10 protein-coding genes are annotated in these 13485 nt (G+C 35.9%); 1 reads left to right on the top strand and 9 read right to left on the bottom strand.

What is annotated here, in order from left to right; genetic code table 11:
• Positions 1 to 22: 22 nt before the first annotated feature.
• The 6 genes from atpE to KBF89_04625 form a co-directional block, all read right to left on the bottom strand.
• On the bottom strand, positions 23 to 259 hold the full coding sequence (gene atpE, locus KBF89_04650) for an ATP synthase F0 subunit C (GenBank protein MBP9115614.1): 237 nt from the start codon (positions 257 to 259) through the stop codon (positions 23 to 25).
• A gap of 67 nt (positions 260 to 326) precedes the next feature.
• Positions 327 to 1103 (bottom strand): F0F1 ATP synthase subunit A, encoded by a 777-nt coding sequence (gene atpB, locus KBF89_04645; GenBank protein MBP9115613.1) that lies wholly within the window; start codon positions 1101 to 1103, stop codon positions 327 to 329.
• Between the two features lie 80 nt (positions 1104 to 1183).
• Positions 1184 to 1657: a hypothetical protein gene (locus KBF89_04640; protein ID MBP9115612.1), complete on the bottom strand. Its 474-nt coding sequence runs from the start codon at positions 1655 to 1657 to the stop codon at positions 1184 to 1186.
• Positions 1650 to 1988 carry an AtpZ/AtpI family protein gene (locus tag KBF89_04635; protein MBP9115611.1) on the bottom strand — a complete coding sequence of 113 codons (339 nt, stop codon included), beginning with the start codon at positions 1986 to 1988 and terminating at the stop codon, positions 1650 to 1652. Before KBF89_04635 ends, KBF89_04640 begins: the two co-directional genes overlap by 8 nt.
• A gap of 104 nt (positions 1989 to 2092) precedes the next feature.
• Positions 2093 to 3313: a hypothetical protein gene (locus KBF89_04630; GenBank protein MBP9115610.1), complete on the bottom strand. Its 1221-nt coding sequence runs from the start codon at positions 3311 to 3313 to the stop codon at positions 2093 to 2095.
• Positions 3314 to 3402: 89 nt separating this feature from the next.
• Positions 3403 to 4566: an undecaprenyl/decaprenyl-phosphate alpha-N-acetylglucosaminyl 1-phosphate transferase gene (locus KBF89_04625; protein ID MBP9115609.1), complete on the bottom strand. Its 1164-nt coding sequence runs from the start codon at positions 4564 to 4566 to the stop codon at positions 3403 to 3405.
• A 44-nt stretch (positions 4567 to 4610) separates the two neighbouring features.
• On the opposite strand from KBF89_04625, the gene KBF89_04620 reads away from it, so the two are divergent.
• Complete coding sequence (locus KBF89_04620; protein ID MBP9115608.1) at positions 4611 to 4994, top strand: hypothetical protein; 384 nt, start codon at positions 4611 to 4613, stop codon at positions 4992 to 4994.
• Here KBF89_04620 and prmC read toward each other — a convergent pair.
• From prmC to KBF89_04605, 3 genes are all read right to left on the bottom strand, one after another.
• Positions 4991 to 5854, bottom strand: coding sequence for a peptide chain release factor N(5)-glutamine methyltransferase (prmC, locus tag KBF89_04615; protein MBP9115607.1), 864 nt, complete (start codon positions 5852 to 5854; stop codon positions 4991 to 4993). The genes KBF89_04620 and prmC overlap by 4 nt on opposite strands.
• A gap of 20 nt (positions 5855 to 5874) precedes the next feature.
• Positions 5875 to 6951 (bottom strand): peptide chain release factor 1, encoded by a 1077-nt coding sequence (prfA, locus tag KBF89_04610; protein MBP9115606.1) that lies wholly within the window; start codon positions 6949 to 6951, stop codon positions 5875 to 5877.
• 175 nt (positions 6952 to 7126) lie between these two features.
• The gene (locus tag KBF89_04605) at positions 7127 to 13249 is read right to left on the bottom strand and encodes a DUF11 domain-containing protein (protein MBP9115605.1); all 6123 of its coding nucleotides are present in this window, start codon (positions 13247 to 13249) and stop codon (positions 7127 to 7129) included.
• Between the last annotated feature and the right edge of the window lie 236 nt (positions 13250 to 13485).

The following is a 13485-nucleotide window of genomic DNA, read 5'->3' as shown; positions in this document are numbered from 1 at the left end:
TACAGACCCTAATTGTAAATATTTAGATGAAGTAAAGTGCGAATCCGAAAAGTGCAAGAGCTTCAGCAAAAGCTATACCCAAGAACATAGTGGTTCTTACCTGTCCGGCCATTTCTGGTTGACGAGCCATTGCTTGTACAGCGTTACCTGTCATAATACCAATACCAGCACCTGGTCCTATAGCAGCTATACCGAAACCAATAGATTTCAAGCCAGTTGTTAGGTCACCTTCGACTGCAGCGAGTATGAGATTTTTCAATTTGTTCTCCTTTTATTTTTAGATGTTTCTTTAAGATTCTGATTGTTTTATCAAAATCTTTTAAGACTTAGTGCTCCTCCGAAGAGGATTCGGCAATATATACAGCAGTTAATGTTGTAAATATGTACGCCTGTAAGAAAGCCACGAGGATTTCAAAAATGGTAATAAATGTTAGACCCAAAAATGGAACTATAGCTAGTGGAACTTGATATATACCAGATTTGTGAGCAACTAGTTCAGCAACCATAATTGTAAAAAGTGTAATCAATATATGACCTGCGAACATGTTCGCAAAAAGTCGAATGGCTAATGACATTGGTCTAACTACGAATTTAGAAATAAACTCAATAGGTGCAATAAAGATATAAACAGGCTTCGGCACACCTGGAGGAAAAATGGCTTTAAGGATATATAGTGGTCCTTGTTTATAGAAACCGACCCCTATAAAAATACAATACGAAACCAAGGAAAGTACGAGAGGAATAGCTATTCGCGAAGTTGCTGGGTAAATGATTGGTGGAATTATTGACCAGATATTTACAAAAAACAAAAAGAAAAACATAGTTCCTAAAAATGGAGTCCATTTACGTCCATCTTCACCCATGATTTCTTCTGAAATATTCTTTTGAACAAATTCATAACCAATTTCAGCAACACTTTGTGCAGTTGCTGGTATCAAGGCTTTTTTCCGTCCACCAACTATGAACATGTAAAAACATATAGCTACTGATACGAAAACCATAATGACTGTCTTGTTTATTTCAAAAGGTGTACCATCAAAGAATATTCCTTTCCAATTGAAAAGTTCAGAAATACCATGCGGAAATAGAGCGGCAAATGTCACTTATTTTTCTCCTCTTTGGTGGGATCACAACCAAAACTCTGAGTGCGATTTTTTAATTTAACGATTTATTTGCTAACAATCTATTTCATTTTGGACTTAGATTTCACACCGGGGCTCGATAAAGAAAAACTAATTTGTTTCATTTCAACCATTAACAATACTAAGTGCCCAATAGCAACAGCTAACAAGAACGTAGCAAAGTCAATATAAGTGATTTGTTTGATAATTAGTGCTGCAACGAATACCAGTATCAGCCTAGTAGTAAAGCCAAAAAGAGCCCCTGCTAGAAACGCATTTGGGCCTAATTTTGAACATATCTTTGCTATTAATGCTGCAAAAAATAAATTCATAACTACCAATAATGTAGCTAGTGCTAAACCAGCAACACTATGAAATTTATCAATAAAATAGACCCCTATTGCAACTGGAACAAAAAGTAATAGAGCTTTTTTAGCTATATCTTTAGCTATATCTACTTCTAGCGAATTGAGTTCATCACCTTGGGGGATATAACTTTGTGTTTCTGAATTGTTTACCGAATATTCGCTATTCATCTTGACCATAGCCTTTCGGTACTATTAGTTCTTCTTTTTCTTCAATTATTTCTATAGATTTCTTCTCGGTTTTTCGTGTATATACTTTATCTTTGTCTTGACGTTTCGATATTTCCATATAACGATAATATGCTGATGCAAATGCCCCACATGATCCCAAAAACGTTCCAGAAATCGTTAAGAGATACTTCGTATCAAACTTAGAGTCTAAAAATCTACCTAATAGCACAAAAATAACAACAGTAAGTACAAGTTCTAAAGAATGAATATTATCTTTTGGAGATGCCGTAGTTTTGTTAACAAATTTTGTTAAATCAGGTATAAGTTTCATGAACCAACGAGTTTAATTGACCTTGAGATTTATAGTGTAATTGGAGGTTCTATATTCCATACAATCTCAAATACACAATCAAAATGCTTGAATTAATACATGATTTAAAGTGCTAATAACCCTCCAGCAACAGAACATTTTGTTTGTTTTGCATAAAAAGCTAATGCCGATTGTTCTTGAGAAAATTGCTCAGGAATATTAGACCTTTGCTGTTGTAATGGTTTCTGATTTCCTGCTGCAATAGTTAAAATGCCGACAATTTTGCCATCATGAAAGAATGGTGTTCCGCTTTCTCCATGACATATAGGCCCACCTGTTATTCCAACGCCTGCCACAGTAAATGTGTTGTCACCATGTCCAGTTATATCTGGGTATGATAATGGGCTTGTACTAACTTCTACGCCTTTTTTATTCGTTGCATCTACGGTGGACCATAGGTCACCATTATCATCGAGCATTTCCTTGGCTACTTCAGTTGGTACAACTGAGATTATATCTTTCGGGACTACTTTCATCGGAGTGTCTCCAATGCTTACGAATCTCATATCAACTGGCTTACCAAGCGAAGGTAATGTAAAAGTTATAGGCTGAATAGGTGTGGCACCATCAAAATCGGGATCAGGGTTATTCCGTGCGTTATCGAATTTAAGTGACGATATCCCAGTCGGGGCTAGTTCTGGCGCCACAAATTGCCCACTTTTTATTAATTGTTTTATCTGTTCTTCGACTTCTCCAGTGGGTGTCGATATAAAAAACCCATCATGATCTTTAACAATTCCATCAGATCCTGCCGTAATTGAAGTCGGATTATCTTTAAAATATTTACTAGCTCTTACAAATTGAGAAATATCCATCTCACCGAAATATAGACCTAAATCAATAGTTGTTGTACCTGGCACAGAGTCAGAGAAAGCGAAAGACGAAGTAACACAATCAGATGATTTACCTGTCTCTTTGCAACGCTCTTTTTCTAATTGTTTTAATGCATTGTTCACTTCGTCATTGACGACATGGCCCACTGAACCGATAAGAATTTTATTTGTACCAGGTTCTGTAAAGAAAAATGCGGTGCCCGATGCAATTGATCCATCACTTTTAGTGAAGTGTACAGGTATTGTGGCACTTCGCCATTGTGCTTTTGTAAATGTTGTAGTTTCACTACTTAAAGAACTAGGTGATGTATTTCTAGCATCTAATAGTGGTGCCGAAACTTCATCTGGTGGTGGTACGTCAGCTTTAGAGCTCGTTACGACAGCGGAAGTAGCTAGTACTGCCAGTGCAGCAGCTAGCCTACGATAAGGTATATTTGGCGCATTTCTCCCCACTAGCTTATAATAACATCGTAGATCAGCTATATCAAGATCGTTTTACCGGATTTAAGCACTATTTTCGAATGTTTGAGAAAATATTAATGCTATTTTCTAAATTTCGAAGTTAAACCAGACCTTTTTCTTTGTGAACGTGCCAATTCATCCTCTTTATTAACTTGATTTCGAGCCGGCGAGAAGAATGCAAACAATATAAGTCCTAATGCTGGTATGGCAAAAGGAATTACGCTATTACCAGTACCATTACTATATGTTGGCACCAATACAATCACAGACAGTAGTGCAGTCCACAACCACAGTATTACGACAGTTCTCCTCGGGCCATGCCCTAATCGCATTAAACGATGATGCATATGATCTTTATCGGCTACAGAAAAAGAGCGCTTTTTGATTATCCGTCTAATAATTGAAAAGAAAGTATCTGCTAATGGAACACCTAGAATTACTAAAGGAATAAATAATGGCGCATAAAAGAAATATGTTTGACCAGAGAATTGATCGGCTACCCTACCACCAACGCTAATTGTACAAGCAGCCATCAATAAACCTAATAATAATGCTCCAGAATCACCCATAAATGTTATTGGTTTAAAAAAGTTCCACGGCAAAAAGCCTAAACCTAAACCAACCGTAATTATTGCAATTAGTGGCCCAAGGTTTGAACCTTCCAAAAGTCCAGCTTTAAATAATCGATCCGAATACAAAAATAATGCACTCCCTGCAATTACACATATACCCGCGGCTAATCCATTTAGTCCATCGATAAGATTTATTGCGTTAGCTAATATAACTACTGCAACTATTGTAAATATAGGTGCAATATCTTTTGACAATACAATATAATCAAAACTTGCGAATGGTACACGAAAATATAACATCGTTAAACCAAGTAAGCTCATTATTGAGCCAGCTAGAACTTGACCGGCTACTTTTGCGGGAGGAGAAACTTCTCTGATATCATCAATAAATCCAACAAATGTGATTACCCCTGCTGCCAAAATTAAAGCCAATGGCTCTGTGGATGATTTAAACATATTATCAAATTGATCAAGACTCATAGCTGTTAATAGCCCCGCCATTAGACCAAAAATCATTGCAATTCCACCAATAAGCGGCATTGGCTTAGTGTGCACACTTCTTGCTGTAGGATACGCTATTGCATTGACTTTATATGCAATCCGAGCGAGTATAGGTGTTACACCAAACGTTGTTAAAACTACCACTGAAAGTACAATTGCATATCCACCCATTAATGAGCATTCTAGACTGATAGGAGAGTAAAATAATCATCCATATGACAAAATATGAATTTCCTAAATCTAAACTAACCTTTTTAATTCGAGGAATAACAGGCGCCTGTCCTCGATGTGGATCACATAAAACTCATATAAAATATTTTAATATACGAAAAAATTGTATTAAATGTGACTTACTTTTTGATAAAGAACCTGGCTATTGGACCGGCGCAATGGCTTTGAATGTAGCTTTAACGTCAACAGTAATAGTATTAGGCTTAGTTATTGGACTAGTTGTCACATCACCCAACATTGCTGTTGTTCCTATAATTTTAGCACTATTACCTATAGCTATTTTTATGCCCATATTTGGTTACCCATACTCACATACTTTGTGGATGGCAATCGATCATGGATTTATGGCTGAGCTCGACAAAGACTAACCAGGCATTTTTGCAACACAAATTCGATCACGTTTTGAAAGATCTTCGAATATTTTTAATTCAGAATATTCGCAGCTGTTTATAAAATCTTTTATATTTTTTGTATGACGTGGCGAAATCTCTAATATTAAAAATCCACCTGGTTTTAGCCAATTAACTGATTCGATTATTATTTTTTCATAAACTGCAAATCCCTCATCATGGGCAAATAATGCGATATGTGGTTCATATTGTTTAACACTATCATCTAGAGTATCTTCTTCATCCTTGGCGATATAAGGAGGATTTGAAATAATAAGATCGAATTTTTCTAATAGAGAACGATCTAAATTATTAAAACAATCACTTTTTAAAAATTTAATTATCGAGTTTTCATACATTTTACCTGTATTACTTTTATAATTCTCTTGAGCTAGTTCTAATGCATCACTAGATATATCAATCGCTAAAACTTCTAAATTTCTTACATTACAAGCAAGAGCTACTGCAATTGCACCAGACCCCGTTCCTATATCTATAACCATTTGAGGTTGATATTCCTGGTTTTTCAGTATATCAATAGCTTTTTTTACAAGCTCTTCAGTTTCACTCCTTGGAATTAATACTCTATCATCAACGTTAAATTCTAAACCATAAAAATTAGAATGACCTAAAATATATGCCAGAGGCTTGCCTGTATTTCTTTTCGAAATAATTGAGTTAATATTATTGTCTATATTTATATCGATATCATGATCGTTGATTATCATCTCTGAATAATTTAAACCTGTTACATTTTCTATTATTAGCCTTGCTTCAAAATCTCGAACGTCGTCAGAATTATTAATGATCTTTAGTTTCGATACAATATCTTTTTGCAATTGCGAATAACTAACCACGTTTAACTAGTGACACTTTGTGATAATTGTTCTGAACGTTCAAAAGCGCGGAGTGCGTCGACGACAGAATCTAAATCACCCTCTAATGCTCGGTCTAAGTTGTACTGTGTTAGTCCAATACGGTGATCAGTTATGCGATTATCTTTATAATTATATGTACGAATCTTTTCACCTCGACCACCACTTCCAACTTGACTAGAACGAGCTTCACCTAATTCAGCTGCAGCTTTTTCTTGCTCAAAAGCAAGTAGACGAGCACGTAAAACTTTGAATGCTTGTTCCCTATTCTTTATCTGACTTTTCTGATCTTGACAAGTTACAACTAGTCCTGTTGGCTTATGTGTAAGTCGTACTGCAGAGTCTGTTGTATTTACAGACTGACCACCAGGTCCTGAACTTCTATATACATCTATATCTACATCATTTAAGTCTATCTGAATATCAACTTCGCCGGCTTCTGGAAGTACAGCTACTGTAGCCGCAGAAGTATGCACTCTGCCTTGTGTCTCTGTCTGAGGTACTCGCTGTACTCGATGAGGCCCGCCTTCAAATTTGAATTGGCTCCATGCGTCATCACCTTTAACCAAAAAAGTTAAATTCGTATATCCACCATTTGCGGATTCCATTGCGTCTATAATTTCGATTTTAAAATTGTGTCTTTCGCAAAATTTTGAATACATTTTATAAAGGTCGCTAGCCCAAAGGTTGCCTTCTTCTCCACCTTCACCACCACGAATTTCAATGATTACATTGCGTCCATCATTAGGGTCTTTAGGTAGCAATAATTCTTTTAGTTCTGCTTCAATATCTTCAAGTACAGTTTTTTTACTCTCTATTTCATCATTCAGAAATTCACGCATATCATTATCTTTTTCAGTTTCTAAAAGTTCACGAGCTCCAGATACTTCATTTTTTGCATTCTCGTATCGTGCGTATGCTTCTACTACTGGTCTTAAGTCAGATATGCGTTTAGATATTTTATTAGCTTCATCAATATCGCCACTCGCATATAATGCAGACACAGAATCTTCGAGTGATGTAAGTTCCCCACTCAGTGATGATAGTTGATCAAAATCCATTTTTATAGTTTATATCGATTTATCATTTTGAGTGTAGTCGAGGGATCTAAATATTTGACTATATTTCTCGTTTCACTTAGCCTTCTCGTAATGGATGAAGTATAAAAAATGGAGCCGATTGCTCGGCTCCATTTAATTAATTGTACTGTTAGTAAATAACGACAAAATAGTTTTATTATACAGTTCTCTTCTTTCTGAATGCAAACATTACGAAAGTAGAACCTAGGAGCATTAACCAAAGTACAGTTCGCAATATATAATCTGATGTTGAACCAGTATAAGCAAGCATTCCTGAAGGTGAAATTCTTGTGATATTTTGACCTAGTACTTCTGTGATACTAAGTACGTGATCATCACTATCACAATTATTCACAACTACTGGAGATGCAAAGCAAGCGCTAGCAACGTTTCTAAGAATACCTTGTGGTATTCCTGCCGGCACAACATAAGCAATTGTTTTAGTAACTGAAGCACCTGGAGCTAATTTTTCAATTGCACCAAGATCACCTAAGACATTATCAGTAACAGTTATATCATTGATTTCTATCTTTGAAGTATTAGTTATTACGAAGCTATAGTTCACAGTATCGCCAACACTTGCAGTTGTTTGATCAGCAGATTTAACGATCGAGATGGAAGGACTGATAACAGGGATTGTTATCTCGTCATCATCGCAAACTGTATCTGCTTTTTCAATACAAACTCCACTAGATGATGGGGTACAATCTGAAGCATCAGATATATCACGGCCTGGTATAACTGCACATGCACTAACAATATTTGTTAACTTCTCTGCTTCTAGATCAGCTTCTGTGACAATATATTTATTAGTAGCTTTGATTGTTACTTTTTGACCTGCTTTAAGAAGAGTAATTATTTCGTCAAAATTTACTTTTGAGTCGACTACTCTTACATTCTTTAGATCGATTGTTGAGTTATTAGTAACATCGAAAGAGAATGTTACTTCGTCGCCAACAAGCACTTGTTTCTTATCAGCAGATTTAACAATTGTTAATTTAACTACTGGAACTTCAACTGTTGGCTTTTCACAGTTAGCATCTTGACCAGTTCGTGGTACACAAACAAGAGCTACGTTCTTGAACGTATTTCCTACATAATTCACAGGTACAACGTATGAAGCCGGAATTTCAACTTTCGAATTCGCAGGTATATTAACTTTTACTGGCTTACCATCCGCTGGGAAACCAATAGTAGGGTCGCTAACTTCAACATCGGTTAAAGCAACGTCGCTATCGTTATACACAGTGATTATGTAATTGATAGTTTCACCTGGTTTAACTGCAATCTTATCCGCAGTTTTAGTTGCATGCCATTGGGCAAATAATATAGTGTGATCATCGTCATCAGTCACTGGCTTATCTGTTTCTGGAATGTTCGTCTTAGGATTTAATGGAATCGCTGTGACAATAGCTACATTCTTAAATGATTTTCCACTAAAGTTTGCAGGGAATGTCGCATCGTAATTTATGATAGATGAACTTTCACCTGGCTTTAATATACCAGGTACAGAGATTTTAACTTCTTTACCTAATAATGTACTTAATGCTTGATCAGTTATAACTATGTTAGTTAAGTCTGTTTCACCAATATTTTTTACAACAAATTTATATGTAACTTTGTCACCAGCCATTGCAACTGCTGGTCCACTTTTATCGAGTTGAACCTTAGGTACAAGTACTTTGTCTGTACCTGGCTTACAATCAGTTGTGCCTGTGATACAAGCATTAGCAACATTAACAAAGTTTGTTCCAGTGTAATTTGCTGGTAAAACATATGTTGTAGTAGCTGTTTTAGTTGCACCAGGTGCAATCGGGCCAGCAACGACAATTGTCTTAGCAATTGTATTATCTGTAATTGTAATACTCGGAATAGTAGTTTCACCAGTATTTTTTACAGTGAAGCTATATGTAATAGTGTCGCCTGGACGAGCTACATGGTTATCTGCAACTTTATTAAATGTCCAACTAGTTTGTAATTCTAAGTTTACAACAGCATCGTCTTGAGCTGGTTTTACAGCTTTTGTTGATCCATCGTCAAGCACTGCTTTACCATTAACTATAGCAATGTTTGTAAATTTATTATTTATAAATTTAGCAGCGATAGCCGATGTAACAACAGGTGTCGTATATTCTACAACCTGTGATTTTTCGTCTTTAGTTAAGACTCCATCAGTGCCAAGCTTAGAATTATCAATGTTAATAGTTGGAATACCAGAAAGACCAAATAGTGTCTTTAAGGTTTCATCTGTTATAACTAAGTCTTTAATAGGGACTTCATTAACATTTGTAACAATAAATTGGTATGTGATTGTTTCGCCCACACGAATTGTTGAATTACCTTTAACTGTTTTTTCTAACGTTATCTTAGGTGTCTTAACAAGTACCTCTGGAGAACAATCTGCAACATCTCCTGATTCCGCACACGCAACGTTAACGAATCTACCGCTAGCATCGAATGTTCCAGTTTTAGAAGTAAGTGTGCCGTTGTATTTAAACGTAATAGTATTTCCTCTAACCGATGCGTCAATTACAAATGTTTTTGTTTCGCCAACAGCAAGTGTGGAAATTGTAGTATTAAATCCAACATTGTTATCTTTGACAATAACATTATTTAATTTAGAAGTTCCAATATTTTTCACAGTTATTGTATAGGTATATGTATCACCGTCAACCGCAACTGTCTTAGATGTAGCTTTAGTTACTTCTAAACCGGGATTGAGATTCACTGTAATTTCAGCATCATCTTGTACTGGACCAACTGGTTTTGTAGTATCTGGTGTAGTTGTTCCTGGAACTACAACATCAGCTTTAGCAATAGCAATATTCTTAAATTGTGCACCTGCTAATTGTGCATTTGAGTCATGTGATTCAATATAAGATGAGAGTTTTTGTGTCATCTTAAATGTAGCGTTAACAGTCCAAGTTTCGCTTAGATCCAAGAGGCCATTATTATTAGTATCACCAGAAAAATCTGAAGTGATAAATGAAGTCTTTGGCGGATTTGATTCTCCCGCTGAAGTAAATAATGTAGGGATAGTATTGTCATTAAGTTTGACGTTTCCAAGCGCTGTAGCACCAGTATTTGTTAACTTAAATGTATATATAACATTATCGTTGATACTATATGTTGTCGCATTTGCCGACTTGTCTAATTTTAGACCTGGCTCATAAACAGTTACTTCAGGAGAACAAGGTACCGTACCAGTTGGTGACAGACACGCGATATTTTTAAATTTACCATCAGTGAATTGTTTTGTTGCAATAACTTGATTATCTCTTGTAAACGTCAGTGTATTATTACCATCATAAGTAGCAACAACATTTATTACAACTTTTTGTCCAGCATTAATATTAAATGGACCAAAATTTACTCCGAGGCCACGTTCATAAACTGTTACATTAGTTGCGTCACCAGTACCAGTATTTTTAACAGTAATAGTATAAGTAACAGTATCGCCAGCTTTTGTTACTACCTTCTCAGAAACTTTCTTATTAATAGTCAATGACGGTGTTGCTGTTACTGTAATGGTCGCATCATCTTGACGAGTTAGCGATTGTCCATCAATTACTGTTTTTGCATTTACACTTGCAGTATTAGCAAAAGTGACTGTATTGGACTGAGATGTACCTTTAATTTCTTTATAGAGTTTTTCAGTCATAGTGTAGTTAATATTAACTGTACATGTTTCACCAATTTCAAGTATATCGTTTTGTACTTTGTCACAAAAGACACCTGGATCAGTTATAGAGTACTGAGTTTTAACATTATTATTAACACCATCATTTGCACTTGCAAATAATGCTTTTAAGGTATCGTCCTTGATTACAGTGTTGTTTAATAAAGCTTTTCCTGTATTCTTTATAGAAATTACATACTTTCCATTTTGTGTAACAATTAAGTTAGTTGGAACAGCTGTTTTAGTTATTGATAAATCAGCAACGTCTATAGTTGCGTTATCACAAATATTAACCTCTTTAATACAAGCTGTATTGATCAAAGAGTTGTTTGAGATTGATACAGTCTTGTTAGAAGACAAATCATTGTTTTGTGATTTCAAGAAAGTAATTGACCTATTAGCTAAATCAAATTTACCAACAAGTGTTATTGTTATACTTCCATTATTTGGTTCTATAGATACAGTCTTAGACAAACCAAATAGGCTGTCAGTAATTGTTCCTTCGTAACTAGCATCACCTGTGTTTTTAGCCGTAATTGTATAAGTTACTGTCTGACCGTCATATGATAAAACTGACGGATTAACTTTTTTGTCAATAGTTACGATTGGTTTAATAATTTTTATATTTGCATCATCTTGAACCTGTGCAGGATTAGATGGACTTTGTCCAGGCAAAACAACGCCAGTACCATTAGCAATAGCTATATTTTTAACTGTTTTCGGAGAATCAGTAGGTACTGTTATCTCGCGAGAATTACAGGTAAACGTTTCATTAACTGCTAATACCCTGCCATTTAGAGAGCTAACGCAGTCTGCAAGAGCATCACTTCTTTTTGAAGTTAAAGTAGAGTCTGTTAGGTTTATATTTTTTACTGGAATTTGTCCAATATTTTTAATATCAAAACTATAAATAAGTTTGTCGCCAATTCTTACTTGAACAGGATTTGATACCGGAGCATCTTGACCATTAACTTTTTTAATTATTGATAGCGCAGCTGGTTTTGCTGGTAAAAGTTCAATAATAAATTCGCATCGAGTATTAGAACCAGGTGCTAAATTAGATGTTGAAATTTTATCTTTCGCAGATTCAGAATCATTTAGTGGCGTGCTCGAACCTAGAGCTACACATTTGTCACCTGAGATAACTCGGTAATTATTAGGAATGTTATTTGCAATACTCAAATCAGCACTAAATTTAGTAGTTGGCTTTCCGGATTTAACAACGTATCCATCTCCACTTGAAATAGTAGTTACGTTACCTTGAAATATATTTGTAGCATTAAGATTTACTGTTCCAGCATAAGGACTTAAAGAACCGTTAGATCCTTTGACCATTATTCTCACACCTACTGTTGAAACAGGTATTACTGGATTTTTTTCGTATACGAATTCACAGTATGTTGTACCACCTGGTTTTTGGTTTTGGATTAATATTTGGCCGTTAACTCCAACAGAGTCTCCCGCTTCAGCAAGTATTGGTGCTTTGCCATCCCATTTATCACGTTCGCATCGCTCAGATATAGGATGATAGCCAGCAGGAATACCAGCACGTGCACGCATGTCCCAATCAGTAGCAGTATTGAAAGTTTTTGTTGCCCATGGGTTTAAAGGATCACCAGTAGTAGTTACTGTTCCAGCAGCTGGACCAGTAATAGTTATTGGAATAGAACGATTAACAAAAGTACCAGGAGCAGTTTTCTCAAAAGCACTAAATGCTAAACGGGTAGGAGTTTTACAAACATCCGCAGCAGCTAGCTTTAATAAATTACCTAGATCATTAAGACTCCTAGATGTATAAACTTTTCCTCCACCAGCAAGACGAACAAGATGTGAATAATTATCTCCAGAAAAATCACCAATAGCAACAGGAATCACACGAACACCAGCAGCGCGAGCAAAATCAGCAGCATTATAAGCAGCAGCAAGATCATCTGGATCTGTACCATCAGCATTAGGAATGCCAGCAGCAGTGTAAGTGCCGCCAGCAGCTACAGCAGCTCTTGTCTCTGCGTTATTAGTAGTTGGTTCACCATCAGTAAACATAATAATTGCATCAGGAAAAGGATCTTGACGAGAAGAAAGTATATTTGTTATAGCACCTTCCCAGTTAGTAAGACCTTCAGAGTTAGCAGCTAGACCATCATCATAAAGATCACCAGAAGAATAGTTGGTAGCACCAGTTTTAAACTTCACACCACTAACTATCTGATTCTGCCAGTTAGAAGCAGTCTGATCTTTAAGATTAAACCAGCCACCAGTATTAACACGTCTAGATGCAGAAGCAAAAGTATAATAATCAGTATAAGAATCAGGACCAATAATAGAATTATTTAATAATGTTACGCCTCTTTTAATTGTGTCAACATTTGCTTGAGATCCACCAAACTCGCTAACGCCAATTGAGGAAGAACGATCCAGGCTAACAGCAATTCTCGCTCCACAATCACCACTAGCAAAAGCCTTAGCACTACTAGTTTTAGTATTAACCCCAGCATATGAAGGCAACATTCCAATCGCTAATACCAACAATAAAAAGAGCGCAAAGTTAGCTTTCCAAATCTTTCGCATTGATGAAAACCTATAAGTTAGTGTTCGGATCATGGTTCCTCCGTGATAAAATTGCAACTTGGTTCGTTGCATATCACACCATTGTACTTTATGTGTTATTTTTACGCAAATCTCATTACAGCCTTATATTAGTACCTTATAATGCGCAAAAATAAACCTCCCTGTTAAAGGGAGGTTTATCAATAAATACTAGCTTCTAATTACAAAAACTATATTGTCCTACGCTTGCGAGTTAAGAAATAAATCGCAACACCAGCACCCAACATCAA

This window comes from Acidimicrobiia bacterium, from assembly GCA_018057765.1.
In the GTDB taxonomy this organism is placed as follows: Bacteria; Actinomycetota; Acidimicrobiia; order IMCC26256; family JAGPDB01; genus JAGPDB01.
Note: the sequence above shows the minus strand (reverse complement) of the source record. Positions and strands in the feature narration are given on the sequence as shown.